This window comes from Pseudoduganella aquatica (assembly GCF_009857595.1).
Taxonomy (GTDB): Bacteria; Pseudomonadota; Gammaproteobacteria; order Burkholderiales; family Burkholderiaceae_D; genus Rugamonas; species Rugamonas aquatica_A.
In genome coordinates this window covers 79,742-97,993 of sequence record NZ_WWCU01000016.1, presented here as the reverse complement: position 1 = coordinate 97,993, position 18,252 = coordinate 79,742, and the positions used below count along the sequence as shown (strand labels likewise).

Genomic DNA, 18,252 nt, shown 5'->3' with positions numbered 1-18,252 from the left:
ACGGTGTTTAGTACTGCGGGCCGTTGGTGACGAAAGGTCCGCCCTGGTAGATGGTGGGCAGGTCGTCCGGGGCGGGGCGCTCGCCGGTGTCCGGGAAGTTGTGCGCGAAGACGCGCGAGCTTTGCTTGGGCTTGTAGCCGATATGGCCGGCGTGGCGGTTGTCCCACCAGCGGATGTCGTTGTCCGATGCGCCGAAGGTGATGGTGTGGCCCACGCGCGGCGTGAACAGCGCGCAGCGTATCAGCTCCACCAGGTCGTCATAGCCCAGGTAGGTCACCATCATGCGCGGGTTGCGCGGCTCGGGGAAGGAGGAACCGATGCGCAGGCAAACGGTCTCGGTGCCGAAGCGGTCGTAGTAGTAGCGCGACAGCGCCTCGCCGAAGCATTTGCTCAGGCCATAGAAGCCGTCCGGGCGCAGCGGCATGCTGGCGTCCACCAGTTCGGTGGTGGGGTAGAAGCCCACCACGTGGCTGGAGCTGGCGTAGATGACGCGCTTCACGCCGCACTTGTGCACCGCTTCGTACAGATGGTGCAGGCCGAGGATGTTGGCGTTCATGATGGGCTCGAACTTGTCCTCCACCGAAATGCCGCCGAAGTGCAGCACCGCGTCCACGCCCTCCATCATTCCAAGCACGGCGGCGCGGTCGGCCAGGTCGCAGCGGACGATTTCTTCGCCTTCGCGCGCGGGGCCAAGATCGCCGATATCGCTCAGGCGCACCACGTCCGCCCAGGGCTTGATGCGGTCGCGCAGCATGGTGCCGAGGCCGCCGCCGGCGCCGGTGAGCAGCAGGCGTTTGAAGGGTTTGGTGCTGGATGCTTGGTTCATGGTTGTCCGTTAAGTAAAAAACATGGAAAAAGAAGAGTAAGTTAAACGTTTAACTTGAGTATAGCGGATTTCCCGGCAACGTCAATTGCCCATAGCGCATGGTAAGATCGGCATCCTTGTACTGCTCCGTTATGCGACTAAACGCCACATGAAGAAAAGTGTCCCCACCATCCGCGATGTGGCCGCAGCCGCAGGCGTATCGACCGCAACGGTGTCCAAATTCGTCAACGGCGCGCAGCGCTTTTCGCCGCCGGTGGAGGACACCATCAAGCGCGTGATCGCGGAACTGGGATACCGGTCGAATCCGCTGGCGCAGTCCATGATCACCGGCCGCACCAAGACCGTGGGCCTGTCGATACTGGACATTACGAATCCGCACTTCACCAGCATCGTCAAGGGCGCCAACCGCGTGGCGCAGGCGCACGGCTATACCGTGCTGCTGGTGGATACCGAAGAAAACCCGGAACGCGAGCGCCCCCTGCTGGAGGCGCTGAGCCGCCGCGTGGACGGCATGATCGTGTTCTCGCGCATGCAGGAAAAAGACATCGGCTGGCTGACGGAAATGGACCGCCCGCTGGTGTTCTTCGGCCGGCTGAGCCAGCTCGAGCTGCCCACCGTGGCCAGCGACGACCATCGCGGCGCCTATATGCTGACGCGCCACCTGATCACGCAGGGCCACCGCCGCATAGCCTACCTGGGCTTTTCCAAGTCGCGCCGCGACGAGGAGCGCATGGGCGGCATCAAGGAATGCCTGGCCGCGCATGGCCTGGAGCTGTGCGTGTACGACGGCAGCGCGCCGTCCGCCATCGAAGGGGAGCGCATGTGCTCCTCCATCATGCTGGGCGCCGAGCATCCCGAAGCGCTGATCTGCTACAACGACCTGATGGCGCTGGGTTTCATGAAGGCCGCGCAGACGCTGGGCTTCCGCCTGCCGGCGGATATTTCGGTGGCCGGCTTCGACAATATCCAGTTCGGTAATTACACCTCGCCTGCGCTCACCACGGTGGACCTGCAGAGTGAACGCATGGGCGTGGCGGCGATGGAAAAGCTGCTGGCCACCATCGACGGTACGCCAACCGACCGCCTGACGCGGATCGAGCCGCAGCTGATACTGCGCGCATCCACCGCCAACCGGAACTGAATTTTTTCCATTAACTCATTAAACGTTTTCCTATGCCCCACTTACACATAGACTATTGCGGCACGCTGGACGCGCACAGCGACATGCAGTTGCTGTGCACGCGCCTGGCGCGCACCCTGGTGCAGATGGAAGACGACGGCGGCCATGCCGTCTTCCCGCTGAACGGCACGCGCGTGCTGGCCTACCCGGCGCCGCACCACGCGGTGGCGGACGGCGCGGCGGACAAGGTTTTCGTCTACCTGAACCTGCGCATCACGCCGGGCCGCAACGCGGCGCTGGTGGAGCGGGTGGGCAAGGCGCTGCTGGCGCAGGTGGACGCCCACTTCGCGCCGCTCAGCGGCAAGCTGCCGGTCCGCATCACGCTGCATATCGACGAAGGCCATCCCGTGTACGAAGGGAAGTGGGCCTCGGCCTGATCTTGCAGCTGGCCGTCGCGCCAGCCTTTGCCGCCGCATCCCAAGCTGTTCGCGCCGCTGACGCATGTGCGTCCGGGGCTGATCGGCGGGCCGCGCCCGGCGTCCATGTGGTGGCGTCGGACCGCCTGGTTTGAAAGGAGTGAAGTTGGATAAGCATATCGCCCAGGTGGCGCTGGAAAAAGCCTACCGCCTGATCAACCACGGCCCGACCGTGCTGGTGTCCGCGCGCCATGGCGGCGTGGACAACGTGATGGCCGCAGCGTGGGCCTGCGCGCTGGATTTCTCGCCGCCCAAGCTGACGGTGGTGCTGGACAAGACCGCCGCCACGCGCGCGCTGGTGGATGGGAGCGGCATGTTCGCCATCTAGGTGCCCACCGTGGCGCAACTGCGCCTGACGCATGCGGTGGGCACGCACAGCATGGCCGACACGCCCGACAAACTGGCGCGCGCCAGCGCAAACCTGTTCGCCATTCCCGGACATGACTGCAACAGGCGAAGCTTACGCCGCCGGCGGCGAGGGCTGATCCGGCGGCGTGCCGACGATGACGCAGTTGCGGCCGGCCTTCTTGGCCACGTAGAGCGCGCGGTCGGCCGCGCCCAGCATGGCGGCCGCGTCGTTCAGCTGCGTCTTGTCGAAGGTGGCCACGCCGATGCTGAGCGTGACGTTGGGGTGCACGGCCGCCGGCGCGTGCGGCACGTCGAGCGCGGCCACGCGCGCGCGGATGGCTTCGGCCACGATCTGCGCCTGCGCCAGATCGGTGTCCGGCAGCACCGCCGCGAATTCCTCGCCGCCGTAGCGCGCCGCCAGGTCGGCCGGGCGCTGCAGGGTGGCCGCGAAGGCTTCCGCCACCAGGGTCAAACAGGCGTCGCCCTGCTGGTGGCCGAAGTGGTCGTTATAGGCTTTGAAGGAATCGATGTCCATCAATAGCAGCGACAGCGGCGCGTCGTTGCGGCTGGCGCGTTTCAGTTCGCGGCTGAGCGCCACGTCGAAGTGGCGGCGGTTGGCGATGCCGGTCAGGCCGTCCACATAGGATTGCGCGCGCAGCGCCTCGGCCTGCACCCGCAGCTGGCGTTCGCGGCCCATGGTGCTGCTCACGTTGCTCACTTCGATCAGGCAGTATTTTTCCTTGCCCTCGGTGAACGGCGTGACCGACACCGCCTGCTCCATGCGCTCGCCGCCCCAGGTGCCGGCGGGGTAGAGCGGGAAGGGCGCGCGGTTCAGGCCGTGCGGCAGGCTGGCGGCGGTGCCGTTTTGCAGCGCGCTGTGGATGGCCTGCTCGATGCGCTGGCCGCGCAAGTCCTCGAACAGCTCAAACAGCTCGCTGCCCTGCACGCGGCTGGCGGACAGGCCGGAATGGCTGGCCATCCACTGGTTCCACAGCACGATGCGGTGTTTGGAGTCGATCACCGCCAGGCCCAGGTTGGCCAGGCCGAGTACCCGGCTGGATAAAGTGGACAGCGACGCGGCGGGCTGCGATGGGCGGGGGAGGATATTTTCTTGCATGCCGAATTATATCTACTCGCCGTTTTTAGGCCATCACTTTCATCGTGATCTGGAACAGCAGGCCGCCGCCTTCGCGGTTGCGCACCTGCAGCTCGGCGCCGTGGCGCAGCAGCACGCGGTCGACGATGGCCAGTCCCAGGCCGGCGCCGTTGGCCTGGCCGCGCGCGCTGTCCAGGCGCGTGAAGGGCTTGAGCAGGGACTGGATCTGCTCGTCCGGCACGCCGGGGCCGTGGTCCTGCACTTCTATCGTCACGCGCTTGAAGGTGTGCATGCCCTTCACGCTGCACTTGATGTCGATCTCGGTGTAGTCGGCGCCCGGCGTCTTGCCGTAGCGGCGCGCGTTTTCCACCAGGTTGTTCAGCACCCGCTTCAGGTCCGTCGGGTTGCCCAGCACGGTGGCGTTGTCGGTGATGTCGGTGTGGATGCGCACATCCGGCATGCGCCCGGCCTCGTGCGCGGTCTCGGCCAGCAGCGCCGTCATGTCCACCGTGGTGAAGGTGGACGATTCGGTCGGCTTGGCGTAGTCCAGGAACTGGCCGATGATGGCGTCCATCTGCGCGATGTCGGACTGGATGCCCTCGCGCGCCTCGTCCGACAGCTTGGCCATCTCCACTTCCAGCTGCATGCGCGCCAGCGGCGTGCGCAGGTCGTGCGAAATGCCGGCCAGGATCACGGCGCGGTCGGACTCCACCTGCTGCAGGTCCTCCACCATCTGGTTGAAACTGCGGTTGGCCTGGATGATTTCGGCCGGGCCTTTTTCCGGCAGCTTGTCCGGACGGCGGCCTTCGGCCAGCTCGCGCGTGGCCACGGTCAGGCGCGCCAGCGGGCGGTTGATCAGGCCGGAGATCAGCGCCGCGCCCAGCAGCGAGGCGACCGACACCACGCTGGCCCAGCCCAGCCACTGCACCCCGGACATGCCGTGGATGCGTTCGCGCTCCAGCATCAGCCAGTAGCGGTCCTCGCCGATGTTGAAGCTGACCCAGAAGCCGGGCATGCCGTTCACGCTGCGCGAAAAGCGCGTGTCGGCGCCCAGCTTGGCTTTCACCAGCGCTTCGATATCGGGCATCAGGGCATTGGCGGGCGGCGGCTCCACGTCGTCGTCGTCCTCCAGCGTGAACACGCGGATGCCCTCGTTGGACACCAGCTCGAACAGCAGTTCGCGCCGCAGTTCCGGCGCCGAGTGGGTGAGGGCGGCGTGGGTGATGGTGACGACCGAGATGACCTGGGCCGAGATCTGCTGCACCTGCGGCTCGCGCTGCAGCATGCTCACCAGGCCGACCCAGGCCGAGATGCTGAGCGTGGTGAGCACGCCCATCAGCAGAAAGGTGCGCCAGAACAGCCCGCTCTTGAGCGAGGCCAGTTGGAAGGGGCGTAGCAATTTCATGCGGCGCTACCGGGCGCGGGCTAGCGTGGCTGGCCCTCCGGAATGAAGACATAGCCCAGGCCCCACACGGTCTGGATGTACAGCGGGCTGGAAGGGTCGGGTTCGATCAGCTTGCGCAGGCGCGAAATCTGCACGTCCAGGCTGCGGTCGAACACTTCGTACTCGCGGCCGCGCGCCAGTTCCATCAGCTTCTCGCGCGAGAGCGGCTGGCGCGCATGGCGCGCAAACACCTTGAGCACCGAGAACTCGCCGGTGGTCAGCGGCACGGTCTCGCCGCTCTTTTTCAGCGTGCGCGTGCCCAGGTCCAGCACGAACTGGCCGAACTCGAAGGTCTGCGGGGTTTCGGACGGCGCGCCCGGAATTTCGTCGGGCTGCTTGCGGCGCAGCACGGCGCCGATGCGGGCCACCAGTTCGCGCGGGTTGAAGGGCTTGGGCAGGTAGTCGTCCGCGCCCATTTCCAGGCCGACGATGCGGTCCACGTCCTCGCCTTTTGCGGTCAGCATGATGATGGGCGTCTGGTCGCCGGCGCCGCGCAGGCGGCGGCAGATCGACAGGCCGTCCTCGCCCGGCAGCATCAGGTCGAGCACCAGCAGGTCGTAGCGCTCGCGCAGCCACAGCTTGTTCATCGCCGTGGCGTTTTCCGCCGTGAAGACGTTGAAGCCTTGCTCCGTCAGGTAGCGGCGCAGCAGGTCGCGCAGGCGGACGTCGTCGTCCACCACCATGATCTTGGCCTGGTGGCCGCCGCTGTTCGCGCCGCTGTTCGAGGTGTTGCTGTTTTCGGTCGAAGTCATAGTTGTCATGCTGTCAGAATTGTCTTAATTATGTTGCTATGGTAACGTCATATTCGCCGTAGGCAAATGTCATTGCCAACCCATTACAAACTGTTACAAACTTTACCCAATTGGTCTTACCTCCTGGGAGAAATGTCCATACACTGGTTGCCATGGCAGTAAAGCTACAGAGGAATTCCATGAACAAGCATCCCGACAAACTGAAGGCGGCGTCCCTGGCGTCCAGGCTGGTCCGCGCTTCCGTGGGAGCGCTGGCCGCCTGTACGCTGCTGGGTTCGGTGTTGCCCGCCTGGGCTTCCGGCCCTGAAAACAATCCTCCCCAACGCAAGGAAGAGCGCGCACGCGGCGAAGGCCAGAACCGTGATCAAAGCCGGGAGCGCGACGAGCGCGGTTTCGGCCAGCGCGAAGAAGCGCATCGCCGTATCCTGCAGGATAGCACCAACAACGCTGAGGCGACGCGCCGTGTGGGACGCATGACGGCTGACGAGCGCCGCGACTTGCGCCGCCAGATCAACGAAGCCGGCGCCGAAGTCTACGCTATACCACCGCGTCGTTGATCTGGCGCAATGTTACGCACAGGCGTAGCATAGACGCATCACTGCACCGAAAATTCCCTGTTATTCTTGGCTTGCGTGTAACATTGGTTACTTGCAAGAATGCCGGCAGCCGTGTCCAACACGGCGCCGGCATTTGCCGTATGTCGGGAGGAAGTTTGTGGTAGACAAAGCAGATCAAGCCGCTTCAGCACTGCCCCATGGCGTTATCCAGCGCCCGGACGGCGTGTATCTGGACGCCTCCTTGCAAGGGCCGGTGTTCGTGGTGGCGATCAACCAGATTTTCCAGGCCGGCGCCTTCCTCTCCGGGCTGGACTACGCCGTCTTCATCAAGGCCCTGTTCAATATCGGCCCGCCGCTGCCGCCCGGTCCGCCGGGCGAAGCGCTGATACGCATCGCCGACGTGGTGCGCATGTTCGATCCCCAGCGCCGCGCGCTGTACCGCGCCGTCAAAATGGGCAAGGAGATCGCCGAGTATGTGTTCGAGCCGCTGTTCATTGAGGAGATGGTTCTGCCGGACGGCACCGTTATTCCCGAGCGGCCCGTCAAGCTGGACTTCGACGAATTCGTGGCCGACATGTGGGTCAAGGGCATCCGCTTCGGTATCGACGCCAATAACGTGAAGGCCGCCATCGCCGCCGCGCGCGGCGACCGCAGCACGGTGGCGCGCCGCCTGGAGCCGGGCAAGAGCATCGACGCGCACGTGATCGAGGTGTCGCAGGATTTGCGCCGCAGCGACGCGCCGCGCGAAAAGGCGGACGGGCGCGTGGACCTGCACAGTTTCCAGAACCGCTTCCCGCAAATCCGCAAGGGCATGCGCCTGCTGAAGAAGGTGCCGGGCGAGACCGGCGCGCAGGGCCTGGAAATGGGCGGCACGGCGCTGCTGCCGCAGCCGCCGGGCGACCTGGACTTCCGCCGCTGGGTGGGCGAGGGCACCGAAATCGAACGCACGCCGGAAGGCGAATTCCTGGTGGCGGTGGAGGACGGTTTCCTCGATGTGGACACCAAGAGCGGCAAGATCGCCGTGCGCGACAAAATCGTCAGCCGCGAAGGCGTGAGCGGGCGCACCACGGGCAACCTGGCGCTGGCCGGCGCCTTCGAGGAGTTCGGCGACGTGCAGGAAATGCGCGCGGTGGATGGCAGCGACATCACCATACGCGGCAATGTGTTCGGCCACATCAACTCCACCGGCGGCACCATCGTGCTCGGCGCCAACCTGGTGGGCGGCAGCGCCTACAACGTCAAGGGCGACATCCGCGTCAAGGGCGTCGCCTCCGGCTCCACGCTGCACACGCGCGACGGCGAAATCAAGATCGCGGGACGGGCCGAGAGCTGCGTGATTGTCGGCACCCGCGTCATTATCGAGGAAGCGTCGAACTGCGAGATCCTGGCCGACGAAGTGAAGATAGGCCTGGCGGAAGGCTGCGCCGTGGCCGCGCGCTCCGTCGTGATTGAAAGCGCCGGCCCGCGCAAGCAGAGCGAAATGCTGGTGCTGGTGCAGGTGCCGGACATGGGGCCGATCAACGGCGAGATCGCGGAGCTGAACGCCAAGATCGACGCGCTGGAACACCTGCGCCAGCAGTTCAAGGAGGAAGCGGAGCAGATTACCTCCATCCCGCAGGTGCGCGGCTACATGACCCTGACCGCGCAGATGCGCAAGGGCGAGCTGACGCTGACGCCGGAGCAGGCCCCGCAGCTCAAGAAGATGGCCGCCGCAGTGGAGCCGCAGCTCAAGACGGTGGGCCACCTGCTACAGAAGATGAAGGCGGCCGAATCGCAGCAGCTGGTGCGGCGCGCGCAGATCGACGAGCTGCGCAAGCAGAAGCTGGCCGCGAACGGCCTGGCCGCCTGCAAGATCGAGATGGTCTCGGGCGAGACGCTGGTGCGCAGCATGCCGCTGAAAGAAGGCGCGCCGCCGGCCAGCCAGATGGCGCCCAAGGACGGCAAGGCCTTCCTGCGCGGACCGCATGTGGGCTACGAGAGCTTGTTCTCCGACTCGCTCGGGTCGCTGGACTGGACCTACAGCGCCGAGCCGGACTAAGGAGATGCAGGTGCAGAACGACGCTCCGGCCGCGGAGCCAGCAGCGGAAGGCGAGCTGCCGCCGGCCATCGTCAAGCGCTCGGATGGCGTCTACTTCAAGGGTGGCGCCACGGGGGCGGCTTGCCAGGCCGGCGTGAACCAGTTCTTCCTGGCGGGCGCGTATTTCGCGGAGCTGGACTACGCCGTGTTCATCCGCATGCTGTACGGCGTTGGCCCCGAGCTGCCGCAAAACCTCAAGGACCAGCCGCTGATACGCTTTGCCGACCGGGTGGAGCCCTTCCACGCGCAGCGGCGCGAACTGTATAAATCGGTGCGCATCGTCGACGGCGAAGCGGAGTACTACTTCGAGCCGGTGTTCTTCACCGTGCCGGACCTGCCGCCGCAGCCGGCGCGCCTGAACTTCGACGAATTCGTGGCCGACATGTGGGTCAAGGGCATCCGCTTCGGCATCGACGCGCCGGCCGTCAAGGCCACCATCGCCACCGGGCGGGTGGTGCGCCTGATCGCCGCGCGCAAGCTCAATCCCACGCCGGGGCGCGACGCCGCCATCGTCGAGGTATCGCAAAGCATCCACCGCAGCAATGCGCCGCGCGAGATGGCCAACGGCCGCTTCGACCTGCACACCTTCCAGAACCGCTTCCCGCAGGTGCAGCCCAACGTCAAGCTGCTGCGCAAGGTGCCGCGCTCGCCGGGCCTGCGCGGCTACGAGCTGTCCGGCATACCGCTGGAGCCGGCCGAACCGCGCGACGTGGAGTTGAGCAGCGTGGCCGGCGCCGGCACGCTGCTGGAACAGTCGGGCGGGGTGGAATACCTGGTGTCGGCGCTGGAAGGCTTTATCAGCATCGACGGCAGCAAGAAGATTTCCATCGGCCCCAAGATCATCAGCCGCGAAGGCGTGAGCGTGCGCACCACCGGCAACCTGCAGCTGACAGGCGAGTACGAGGAATTCGGCGAAGTGCAGGAACAGCGCGTGGTCGAAGGCGGCAACATCACCATCCATGGGGACGTGTTCGGCAACATTGTTTCGCGCGGCGGCAATATCGCGCTGCAGCGCAACCTGGTGGGCGGCAGCACCGTCAACGCGGGCGGCAATATCGTGGTGAAGGGCGTGGCCTCCGGATCGGTGATCCAGACCAAGCTGGGAGAGGTGGTGCTGGGGCGGGCCGAGAGCTGCATTATCTCCGGCACGCGGGTGGTGATAGGCGAAGCGAGCAACTGCGAGATCATCGCAGACGAAGTGCTGATCAAAAGCGCCGCAGGCTGCGCCATCGCCGCGCGCCGCATGGAAGTGGGCCGCGCCGGGCCGCGCCGGCAGACCGAGATGCTGCTGTTCCCGCTGGTGCCGGTGACCACCAAATACGACCTGGCCATAGCTGAACATACCGAACGCGCGGGCCGCTTTGGCGCGCAGGCGCAGCGCTTCAAGGCGGAGCTGGATGCGATTGCGGGCGAGCCGGAGCTGCGCAACTACCTCACGCTGGCCACGCGCGTGCGCAAGCAGGAAGTCACGCTGACGCCGGATCAGCTGGCGCTGTTCCAGAAGATGGCTGTGTCGGTGGGCCCGTCGCTGCGCGCTGTGGGCAAGCTGTCGCTCAGCGTGAAGGAGGCCAAGGCGCAGGAGACGGTGGCGCTGGAACAGGCCGCGCTGGTGCGCAAGCAGCGCGAGACCGTGATCGGGCACGGGCGCTGCACGGTGCAGGAAGTGGCCGGCGACACCATCGTGCGCGAGATGAAGTTCAACCCGGACCTCGGCGCGGCCTACGACCGCCCGCCCAAGGAAATCAAGACCCGGCTGCGGGGCAGCACATCGGGCGTGGCGGCCATCTTCAGCGGCAGCAGCGGCACGGTGGATTGGGCCGCCAACTCGCCGTCGCTGCCGCCGGTGTGAATGGCGGGTTACGCTTCGCTAACCCGCCCTACATGCCAATCAACCATCGCCCCGTAGGGCGGGTTAGGCGTAGCCGTAACCCGCCGAGCGCCGCCTGCGGCCTCACATCTCCACTTTTCCACGCAGCTTCTTGACTGCGGCATCCTTGGTCTTCCCATCCAGCCGTTTGCGCTGCGAGCTGCGCGTGGGCCGCGTGGCGCGGCGCGGCTTGGCCAGCACCGCCACGCTGTCGACCAGCTCCTGCAAGCGCCGCAGCGCCTCCTCCTTGTTCGCCTCCAGGCTGCGCGCCTGCTGCGCCTTGAGCACCACCACGCCCTCTTTGGTGATGCGCGTATCCCTCAGCGCGAGCAAACGCTCCTTGATCGCCTCCGGCAGCGACGAAGCGCCGATATCAAAACGCGCATGCACCGCGTTCGACACCTTGTTGACGTTTTGCCCGCCCGGTCCCTGCGCGCGGATCGCGCTGAACTCCACCTCGTTGGGATCGATGTTCATGTCTTGAACTTGAGCGGACAGCCCGCCGCCCAGTACTCGCCCTCGGTGGCGTGCGCGGCGCGCGCCGCCGTGCCGCGCGCCAGGAACAGCGGATGCGCCAGCGCCTCGCTGGTGCGCAGTATGGGCGACACGCAGCAGTCGCTGCCCGCAAACGCCTCCGTCCACTCGGCCTGCGTGCGCTGCGCAAAAATGGCGTCCAGCTCCGCCTGCACCGCCAGCGCGTCCTCGCCCGCCACCTGCTGCCCCAGCTGCCAGTGGCGCGCCTTCAGGTCCGGGCGCTGCAGCACGTCGCAGCAGCCCTGCCAGAACTTCAGCTCCAGCGCGCCCACCGCCATGTAGCGGCCGTCGCTGGTGCGGTAGACGTTGTAGCACGGTACGCCGCCGGTCAGCAGGTCGCGCCCGGGCGCGGCGTCGCCGCCGTTGTTGACGGCCACCAGCGGCATGATGTTGTTGGCGAATACCGCGTCCGTCATCGACACGTCCACAAAGCGGCCCATGCCGCCCATCTTCACCGCCACCAGCGCGGCCAGTATGCCTTGCAGCGCGGCCTGCGCGCCGCCGAGCAGGTCGCCCACCTGCAGGTTAGGCAGGGTGGGGCGGCCGTCCGGGCCGGCGTTCTGGTCCAGCATGCCGGCGTAGCCGATGTAGTTGATGTCGTGCCCGGCCAGCATGGCGTAGGGGCCGTCCTGGCCGTAGCCGGAAATGGCGCACATCACCAGCTTGGGATTGCGCGCGCGCAGCACCTCCCAGCCCAGGCCCAGCTTGTCCATCACGCCGGGTCGGAAGCTTTCCACCAGCACGTCCGCCTGCGCCACCATGGCCAGCAGCTGTTCGCGCTGGGCGGCGTCCTTCAGGTCCAGCCGCAGGAAGGACTTGCCCCGGTTGACGGCCACGAAGAACTGCGACACTTCCTTGCGCACCGGCCCCATGAGGCGGGCATAGTCGCCCGGTCCCGGGTCTTCTATCTTGATGATTTCCGCGCCCAGGTCGGCCAGCTGCATGGTGGCGGCGGGGCCGGGCAGCAGGCGCGTCAGGTCGAGTACCCGGATGCCGGCCAGCGGCAGCGATGGATCGGATGGCGTCATGGCGTGTTTTCGTATTCGGAGAGGATGGCGATTTTACTTTGATGGTCGCCCAGTGCCAGCAGGCGGCCCATGGGCGACAGCTGCGCGCCCTTCTGCAGCGTGTCCAGTTCGCGTATGGCCTGCGTAATGGCGGGCGGGAAGTGCCACTCCTGCGCGATGCCGGCGGACACCTGGCGCGCGCTGCGCAGCAGCTGGGCGCAGAACATGGGGCGGCCCAGGTCCGTGGCGCCGCCGGCCGTTTGGTCCATCAGGCGCAGCGACGCGAGCAGGCCCGCGTTTTGCACCAGGCCCGCCAGGAAGGCCTCGAACGGCGGCACGCCGAGCTGCTCGGCCAGCGCCCGGTTGGCGCTGGCGCAGCGCTCGGACTGCGCCCAGATGCGCGGCGCCAGCAGCTTGGTGTAGTGGCCGGAATTGAGGTCGATGATGGGCTTGAACGCCACCGTGGTGATGAGCTGGCGCAGGCCTTCCTGGCCGATCACGATGACGGCGTGCTCCACGCTGCTGATGGGCGGCGCGCCGGGCAGCATGGCGCCGTTGGCCAGCCGTATCACGGCCGCCACCAGCACCACGTCGTTGGAGATCTTGCGGGCGATGTCGGCGCCGGAGAAATGTTCGCTGCGCAGGCTTTGCAGCAGCTGCGGAATCAGGCCGGGCATGCGGCGCATCAGCTCCGCGCCGGAGGTGGGCGAGCTGGCGATGCCCGTCAGCGTGTGCAGGATGCGTTGTTCGGCGTCGCTGGTTTCCAGCGTGTCCTCGTGCAGGGCGCCGAACAGCCAGCGGTTGTAGCGGGTGTTGAGCTGGTCCTTTTGTTCGAAGGAGGGCGCGGCCGGGGCAGGCGAGGGGGCTGCGGTGGCCTGCGCGGAGGCAGGCGCCGGTGCGGCGGGCGGCTGAGCTGCCGGCACGATCGGATCCGGGGTGGCCGGTGCGGGCGCAGGCGGTGCGCTGCGCGGCCCGGCGCCGCCGATTAAACGCTTGAGCCACTGGAACATAGAGAGCCTTGAAATCGGAATGGGGAGCGCGTCCCATTGTAGCGGGTTGGCTCTCATTTGCAATCAGCCAATGTTGCGCCGAAAACGTTGACTCCAATCAACACTTGCATGGTCCGTGCCGGGTAGGATGGTGAACGCGTTATCCACCGTGAAAGGGTCATCATGCATTCCTCTACCTTGCAGGGCGCTGCCGATACCGGGCTGCGCCAGTACCTGAGCTTTCGCTTGGGCGGATTGGAATATGCGCTGGACTACGGCAATGTGCAGGAATTGCGCCCGCTGACGGAGCTGGAGCGCTTTTCGGCGGACGGCGAGATCATCAGCGGAGTGGCCTTGTCGCGCGGCGTGATCATGCCCATCGTGGACATGCGCATCGCCTTCGGCCCGCGTCCGCCGGTGCACGATCCGCGCACGGACGTGATTATCCTCAAGCTGACGGACTGTGTGATGGGCATGGTGACCGATGGCGTGACCGACGTGCTCACGCTGGACGAGGCCTGCATCCAGCCCATGCCGGGGATGGCCAGGGAGGTGGATTACCTGCTGGGGGTGGGGACCACGCAGGCCGGCAGGCGCCTGATCGTGGTCGATATAGACAAGCTGATGTCGATACGGCGCGTAAACTTCGGCGGGTTACGCGTTGCACGCTAGCCCGCCAAGCCTCAGGCCAGCGCTTCCAGCTGTTCCTGCAGCTCCAGCCATTCGCCTTCCAGCTGGCCCAGATCCTTGGTGTAGAAGGCCTGGTCGGTCAGCAGCGTTTTCAGCTTGGCCTTGTTGGCCGCGTCGTAGATGGCGCTGTCGCCCAGGGCCGCATCCACTTCCGCCTTCTGCGCATTGCGCTTGGCGATCTGCTCTTCCAGGCGCTTGATCTTGTTCTCGATCGGCTTGCGCTGCGCGGACAGCTTCTGGCGCTGTTCGGCGTCCAGGCGCTTCTGGTCCTTGCTGTTGACCGCGGGCGCGGCGGACGGCGCCACCGGCGAAGCCACCGGGAAGTCGGTCTTGTTGCCCTTGCCCGCAGCCGGCAGCACGTCGGTGCCCTTGCCCAGCTTGGTCTGGAACAGCCAGTCCTTGTAGTCGTCCAGGTCGCCGTCGAAAGGCTGCAGCTTGCCGTCGGCCACGATGATGAACTGGTCGGTGGTCGCGCGCAGCAGATGCCTATCGTGCGATACCACCACCAGCGTGCCCTCGAACTGCGCCAGCGCCTCGGTCAGCGCTTCGCGCGTTTCCAGGTCCAGGTGATTGGTCGGTTCATCGAGCAGCAGCAGATTGGGGCGCTGCCACACGATCAGCGCCAGCGCCAGGCGGGCCTTCTCGCCGCCGGAGAACGGCGCGATCGAGCTGGTGACCATGGTGCCGGGGAAGTTGAAGCCGCCCAGGAAGTTGCGCAGCTCCTGCTCGCGCACGGTAGGCGCGATCTTGGCCAGGTGCCACAGCGGCGATTCGTCGTGCCGCAGCATCTCCACCTGGTGCTGGGCGAAGTAGCCGATGTTCAGGCCCTTGCCCATGGTGGCGTCGCCGGTCAGCGGCGACAGCTCGCCCGCGATGGTCTTGATCAGCGTGGACTTACCCGCGCCGTTCACGCCCAGCAGGCCGATGCGCTGGCCGATCTGCAGAGAGAAATTGATGCCGTGGACGATGCTCTTGGTGGTGATGTCGCCGGTCTTCTCGTCCTCCATCTTGTAGCCCGCATCCACGTCTTCCATCACCAGCAGCGGATTCGGTGCGCTCAGCGGCTCGCGGAACTCGAAGGAGAACTCGGCGGCTGCGCGCAGCGGCGCCAGTTCTTCCATCTTGGCCAGCGCCTTCATGCGGCTCTGCGCCTGGCGGGCCTTGGAGGCCTGCGCCTTGAAGCGGTTCACGAACGACTCCAGGTGGGCGCGCTTGCGCTGCTGCTTTTCCAGCGCGCCGGCGGCCAGTATCATCTGCGCTGCGCGCTGGCGTTCGAAGGACGAGTAGTTGCCCGAGTAGCGCTTCAGCTTGCGCTCGTCGATGTGCACCACCACGTTCACCACTTCATCCAGGAAGTCGCGGTCGTGGGAGATGATGATCAGCGTGCCGGCATAGCGTTTCAGCCAGTCTTCCAGCCAGATGATGGCGTCCAGGTCCAGGTGGTTGGTCGGTTCATCGAGCAGCAGCAGGTCGGAAGGGCACATCAGCGCCTGCGCCAGGTTCAGGCGCATGCGCCAGCCGCCGGAGAAGCTGGCCACGGGCAGCTGCATCTGGTCCAGCGTGAAGCCCAGGCCCAGCAGCAGCTGTTCGCCGCGCGACTGCACGGTGTAGGCGTCGGCGTCGGCCAGCGCGCTATAGACTTCGCCGATGGCGATGCCGTTCTCGCTGGTGGCCGGTTCCGATTCCAGGCGCGCCAGTTCCGCTTCCAGCTTGCGCAGGTTCACGTCGCCGTCGATGGCGTAATCGAGGGCGCAGCGTTCCAGCGGCGGGGTTTCCTGCGCAACGTAAGCCACGCGCCATTTGGCCGGGAAGTCGATTTCGCCCTGGTCCGGGTGCAGCTCGCCGCGCATCATCGCGAACAGGCTGGACTTGCCGGCGCCGTTGGCGCCGATCAGGCCGATCTTGTCGCCGGGATTGAGGGTGACATCAACCTGTTCCAGCAGCGGCTTTACGCCGCGCATCAGGCTTACTTGAATAAAGCGGATCATTGTTGTTCTTCTTGGATTTTCAGTTGGTCTGCGGTGAGCAGGAATACCATGTCGTCGCCGGCGCTGGTGGTGAGCCAGGTCAGGCCCAGGTCGCCGAAGGCCTTCTCGGCGAATTCGCGCTCGTTGCCGATTTCGACGATCAGCAGGCCTTCGTCGGTCAGGCGCTCGGCGGCGCCGGCCACGATCTTGCGCACCAGGTCCATGCCGTCCGCGCCGCCTTCCAGGGCGATCTGCGGTTCGGCCAGGTATTCCGGCGGCAGCTTGGCCATCGAACCGCTGTTGACGTACGGCGGGTTGGTGATGATCAGGTCATACTTCTTGTTCGGCACATTGGCGTACAGGTCGGACTCGATCAGCGTCAGGCGGTCCTGTAGCTTGTAGGTGTCCACGTTGATGCGGGCCACGTCCAGCGCGTCCTTCGAGATGTCCACCGCGTCCACGTGCGCATTCGGGAAGGCCTCGGCCAGCATGATGGCCAGGCAGCCGGAGCCCGTGCACAGTTCCAGCACGTTGGTGGTGGCTTCCGGATCGACCATCCACGGCGAGAAGTAGTCGGGAATCAGCTCCGCGATGAAGGAACGCGGCACCAGCGCGCGCTCGTCCACGAAGAAGCTGTAAGGACCCAGCCACGCTTCCTTGGTGATGTAGGCGGCCGGCACGCGGTCGGTGGCGCGGCGCTCGATCACGGCCAGCACGGCGTCGATCTCCTGCGGCAGCAGGCGCGCATCCAGGAACGGGTCCAGCTTGTCCAGCGGCAGCTTCAGCGTGTGCAGGATCAGGTAGGCCGCTTCGTCCAGCGCTTCCACGCTGCCGTGGCCGAAGAACAGCTTGGCGGTGTTGAAGCGGGTGACGGCGTAGCGCAGCAGGTCGCGCGGGGTGGTGAACAGGGAGGTGGTCATTATTATTCTCGCAAAGGGAGCGGCTGCGTTCAGCGCAGCAGGTTCTCAAGGGTACGGCGGTAGATGTTCTTCAGCGGATCGATGTAGCGCAGTTCGATGTGCTCGTCGATCTTGTGGATGCTGGCGTTGGGAGGGCCGAATTCTATCACCTGGGGGCAGATCTGCGCGATAAAGCGGCCGTCCGAGGTGCCGCCGGTGGTCGATAGCTCGGTCTCGATGCCGGTTTCGGCGCGGATCGCGTCGCTCAGCGCGGTGCTCAGCGTGCCGCGCGGGGTGAGGAAGGGCAGGCCGCTCAGGGTCCATTTCAGCTCGTATTCCAGGCCGTGCTTGTCGAGGATGGCGTGCACGCGCGCGCGCAGCTCCTCGTGCGTGCTGGCGGTGGAGAAGCGGAAGTTGAAGTCGATCTCCAGCACGCCGGGAATGACGTTGTTGGCGCCGGTGCCGGCCTTGATGTTGGACATCTGCCAGGACGTGGGCAGGTAGTACTCGTTGCCCTGGTCCCAGACTTCGGCCACCAGGTCCGCCAAGGCCTGCGCCGACTGGTGGATGGGGTTGCGCGCCAGCTGCGGGTAGGCGATGTGGCCCTGGATGCCCTTGATGGCGAGGTGGCCGGACAGCGAGCCGCGGCGGCCGTTCTTGATCATGTCGCCCAGGGTCTTGTCCGAGGTCGGCTCGCCGACTATGCAGTAGTCGATGCTCTCGCCGCGCGCCTTCAGTTTTTCCACCACCACCACGGTGCCGTCTGTGGCCGGCCCTTCCTCGTCGCTGGTGATCAGGAAGGCGATCGAGCCCTTGTGGTCCGCATTGGCGGCCACGAACTCCTCGCAGGCCACCACGAAGGCGGCGATGGAGGTCTTCATGTCGGCCGCGCCGCGTCCATACAGCTTGCCGTCGCGGTGGGTGGGGTAGAAGGGCTCGGAGCTCCACTGCTCGACCGGGCCGGTGGGCACCACGTCGGTGTGGCCGGCGAACACCAGCACCGGGCTGGCCGTGCCGCGCCGCGCCCACAGATTGGTGACCTCGCCCGAGACGATGGTCTCGCACTGGAAGCCGAGTGGCTCCAGCAGCGCGATCAGCTGGTCCTGGCAGCCCTTGTCTTCCGGCGTGACGGAGGCGCGGCCGAGCAGCTTCTCGGTCAGGGCCAGGGTGCGCGAGTGCGGGGCGGAAGCGGTCATTTGGCGAAGATCTGGCGGTAGGCGTCCGGCGAGAAGCCGACGTGGCAGGCCTCGTCCGCGCCTTGCAGCACGGGGCGCTTGATCACGGACGGGAACTCCAGCATCAGCGCGGTGGCGCTGGCGGCGTCGGTGACGGCGGCCTTGCGCTCGTCCGGCAAGCCGCGCCAGGTGGTGCCCTTCTTGTTGACCAGGACTTCCCAGCCCAGGGTCTGCAGCCAGCCATTGACGGTCTGCGCGTCCAGGCCCTGCTTTTTAAAGTCGTGGAAATGGAATTCGTGCTGCTGGTCAGCCAGCCAGACGCGGGCCTTCTTCACCGTGTCGCAGTTGGGGATGCCGTAGAGAGTAATCATGGGATGCGTGGATTCAGGAGCGTGGCCGCGCCGGGTGGCGGCCGAAGTGCAGCATTA

General features: G+C 66.1%; 17 protein-coding genes and 1 pseudogene. 7 read left to right on the top strand and 11 right to left on the bottom strand.

What is annotated here, in order from left to right:
- Positions 1–7: 7 nt before the first annotated feature.
- On the bottom strand, positions 8–826 hold the full coding sequence (locus tag GTP77_RS15595) for an NAD-dependent epimerase/dehydratase family protein (protein ID WP_161073069.1): 819 nt from the start codon (positions 824–826) through the stop codon (positions 8–10).
- A 148-nt stretch (positions 827–974) separates the two neighbouring features.
- Between GTP77_RS15595 and GTP77_RS15590 the strand changes: the two genes are divergently transcribed.
- From GTP77_RS15590 to GTP77_RS15580, 3 genes and pseudogenes are all read left to right on the top strand, one after another.
- Positions 975–1,967: a LacI family DNA-binding transcriptional regulator gene (locus tag GTP77_RS15590; protein WP_161073068.1), complete on the top strand. Its 993-nt coding sequence runs from the start codon at positions 975–977 to the stop codon at positions 1,965–1,967.
- Between the two features lie 32 nt (positions 1,968–1,999).
- Positions 2,000–2,383 carry a 5-carboxymethyl-2-hydroxymuconate Delta-isomerase gene (locus tag GTP77_RS15585; protein ID WP_161073067.1) on the top strand — a complete coding sequence of 128 codons (384 nt, stop codon included), beginning with the start codon at positions 2,000–2,002 and terminating at the stop codon, positions 2,381–2,383.
- Between the two features lie 145 nt (positions 2,384–2,528).
- Positions 2,529–2,867: pseudogene (locus GTP77_RS15580) on the top strand (flavin reductase family protein); the annotation flags it as partial.
- Positions 2,868–2,882: 15 nt separating this feature from the next.
- Here the strand turns inward: GTP77_RS15580 and GTP77_RS15575 are convergent.
- The 3 genes from GTP77_RS15575 to ompR are packed head-to-tail and all read right to left on the bottom strand — an operon-like array spanning position 2,883 to position 5,993.
- A complete protein-coding gene (locus GTP77_RS15575) occupies positions 2,883–3,887 on the bottom strand; it encodes a sensor domain-containing diguanylate cyclase (protein WP_161073066.1) in 1,005 nt (334 codons plus the stop codon).
- 25 nt (positions 3,888–3,912) lie between these two features.
- The gene (locus GTP77_RS15570) at positions 3,913–5,271 is read right to left on the bottom strand and encodes an ATP-binding protein (protein ID WP_161073065.1); all 1,359 of its coding nucleotides are present in this window, start codon (positions 5,269–5,271) and stop codon (positions 3,913–3,915) included.
- Between the two features lie 20 nt (positions 5,272–5,291).
- Positions 5,292–5,993 carry an osmolarity response regulator transcription factor OmpR gene (ompR, locus tag GTP77_RS15565; protein WP_228896741.1) on the bottom strand — a complete coding sequence of 234 codons (702 nt, stop codon included), beginning with the start codon at positions 5,991–5,993 and terminating at the stop codon, positions 5,292–5,294.
- A gap of 248 nt (positions 5,994–6,241) precedes the next feature.
- On the opposite strand from ompR, the gene GTP77_RS15560 reads away from it, so the two are divergent.
- From GTP77_RS15560 to GTP77_RS15550, 3 genes are all read left to right on the top strand, one after another.
- On the top strand, positions 6,242–6,619 hold the full coding sequence (locus tag GTP77_RS15560; protein WP_228893401.1) for a hypothetical protein: 378 nt from the start codon (positions 6,242–6,244) through the stop codon (positions 6,617–6,619).
- A 157-nt stretch (positions 6,620–6,776) separates the two neighbouring features.
- Positions 6,777–8,657, top strand: coding sequence for a flagellar assembly protein A (locus tag GTP77_RS15555; protein WP_228893400.1), 1,881 nt, complete (start codon positions 6,777–6,779; stop codon positions 8,655–8,657).
- Positions 8,658–8,667: 10 nt separating this feature from the next.
- Positions 8,668–10,545, top strand: a complete 1,878-nt coding sequence (locus GTP77_RS15550; protein WP_228893399.1) for a flagellar assembly protein A — start codon at positions 8,668–8,670, stop codon at positions 10,543–10,545.
- 102 nt (positions 10,546–10,647) lie between these two features.
- Here the strand turns inward: GTP77_RS15550 and arfB are convergent, their stop codons facing one another.
- From arfB to GTP77_RS15535, 3 genes are read right to left on the bottom strand one after another with little or no spacing between them, the layout of a single operon-like run.
- Positions 10,648–11,040, bottom strand: coding sequence for an alternative ribosome rescue aminoacyl-tRNA hydrolase ArfB (gene arfB, locus GTP77_RS15545; protein ID WP_161073062.1), 393 nt, complete (start codon positions 11,038–11,040; stop codon positions 10,648–10,650).
- Complete coding sequence (locus GTP77_RS15540) at positions 11,037–12,125, bottom strand: CaiB/BaiF CoA transferase family protein (RefSeq protein ID WP_161073061.1); 1,089 nt, start codon at positions 12,123–12,125, stop codon at positions 11,037–11,039. The genes arfB and GTP77_RS15540 overlap by 4 nt, the downstream gene beginning before the upstream one ends.
- Complete coding sequence (locus GTP77_RS15535; protein WP_161073060.1) at positions 12,122–13,114, bottom strand: HDOD domain-containing protein; 993 nt, start codon at positions 13,112–13,114, stop codon at positions 12,122–12,124. Before GTP77_RS15535 ends, GTP77_RS15540 begins: the two co-directional genes overlap by 4 nt.
- 162 nt (positions 13,115–13,276) lie before the next feature.
- On the opposite strand from GTP77_RS15535, the gene GTP77_RS15530 reads away from it, so the two are divergent.
- The gene (locus tag GTP77_RS15530) at positions 13,277–13,765 is read left to right on the top strand and encodes a chemotaxis protein CheW (protein WP_161073059.1); all 489 of its coding nucleotides are present in this window, start codon (positions 13,277–13,279) and stop codon (positions 13,763–13,765) included.
- A gap of 11 nt (positions 13,766–13,776) precedes the next feature.
- On the opposite strand, the gene GTP77_RS15525 is transcribed toward GTP77_RS15530, so the two are convergent.
- Genes GTP77_RS15525 through GTP77_RS15510 form a run of 4 tightly spaced genes read right to left on the bottom strand, consistent with a single transcriptional unit; the run spans position 13,777 to position 18,195 of the window.
- Entirely contained in the window at positions 13,777–15,771 is a 1,995-nt protein-coding gene (locus tag GTP77_RS15525; RefSeq protein WP_161073058.1) for an ATP-binding cassette domain-containing protein, read from the bottom strand.
- On the bottom strand, positions 15,768–16,670 hold the full coding sequence (gene prmB / locus GTP77_RS15520) for a 50S ribosomal protein L3 N(5)-glutamine methyltransferase (RefSeq protein WP_161073057.1): 903 nt from the start codon (positions 16,668–16,670) through the stop codon (positions 15,768–15,770). Before prmB ends, GTP77_RS15525 begins: the two co-directional genes overlap by 4 nt.
- Before the next feature lie 29 nt (positions 16,671–16,699).
- The gene (dapE, locus tag GTP77_RS15515) at positions 16,700–17,845 is read right to left on the bottom strand and encodes a succinyl-diaminopimelate desuccinylase (RefSeq protein ID WP_161073056.1); all 1,146 of its coding nucleotides are present in this window, start codon (positions 17,843–17,845) and stop codon (positions 16,700–16,702) included.
- Entirely contained in the window at positions 17,842–18,195 is a 354-nt protein-coding gene (locus GTP77_RS15510) for an ArsC family reductase (RefSeq protein WP_161073055.1), read from the bottom strand. Before GTP77_RS15510 ends, dapE begins: the two co-directional genes overlap by 4 nt.
- Positions 18,196–18,252 lie beyond the last annotated feature (57 nt).

Coding starts and splice junctions, on each gene's coding strand:
- GTP77_RS15560 (WP_228893401.1), top strand. CDS start 6,242: ATGAACAAGCATCCCGACAAACTGAAGGCGGCGTCCCTGGCGTCCAGG.
- GTP77_RS15510 (WP_161073055.1), bottom strand. CDS start 18,195: ATGATTACTCTCTACGGCATCCCCAACTGCGACACGGTGAAGAAGGCC.
- GTP77_RS15540 (WP_161073061.1), bottom strand. CDS start 12,125: ATGACGCCATCCGATCCATCGCTGCCGCTGGCCGGCATCCGGGTACTC.
- arfB (WP_161073062.1), bottom strand. CDS start 11,040: ATGAACATCGATCCCAACGAGGTGGAGTTCAGCGCGATCCGCGCGCAG.
- GTP77_RS15590 (WP_161073068.1), top strand. CDS start 975: ATGAAGAAAAGTGTCCCCACCATCCGCGATGTGGCCGCAGCCGCAGGC.
- ompR (WP_228896741.1), bottom strand. CDS start 5,993: ATGGTGGTGGACGACGACGTCCGCCTGCGCGACCTGCTGCGCCGCTAC.
- prmB (WP_161073057.1), bottom strand. CDS start 16,670: ATGACCACCTCCCTGTTCACCACCCCGCGCGACCTGCTGCGCTACGCC.
- GTP77_RS15595 (WP_161073069.1), bottom strand. CDS start 826: ATGAACCAAGCATCCAGCACCAAACCCTTCAAACGCCTGCTGCTCACC.
- GTP77_RS15530 (WP_161073059.1), top strand. CDS start 13,277: ATGCATTCCTCTACCTTGCAGGGCGCTGCCGATACCGGGCTGCGCCAG.
- GTP77_RS15585 (WP_161073067.1), top strand. CDS start 2,000: ATGCCCCACTTACACATAGACTATTGCGGCACGCTGGACGCGCACAGC.
- GTP77_RS15525 (WP_161073058.1), bottom strand. CDS start 15,771: ATGATCCGCTTTATTCAAGTAAGCCTGATGCGCGGCGTAAAGCCGCTG.
- GTP77_RS15535 (WP_161073060.1), bottom strand. CDS start 13,114: ATGTTCCAGTGGCTCAAGCGTTTAATCGGCGGCGCCGGGCCGCGCAGC.
- dapE (WP_161073056.1), bottom strand. CDS start 17,845: ATGACCGCTTCCGCCCCGCACTCGCGCACCCTGGCCCTGACCGAGAAG.
- GTP77_RS15570 (WP_161073065.1), bottom strand. CDS start 5,271: ATGAAATTGCTACGCCCCTTCCAACTGGCCTCGCTCAAGAGCGGGCTG.
- GTP77_RS15575 (WP_161073066.1), bottom strand. CDS start 3,887: ATGCAAGAAAATATCCTCCCCCGCCCATCGCAGCCCGCCGCGTCGCTG.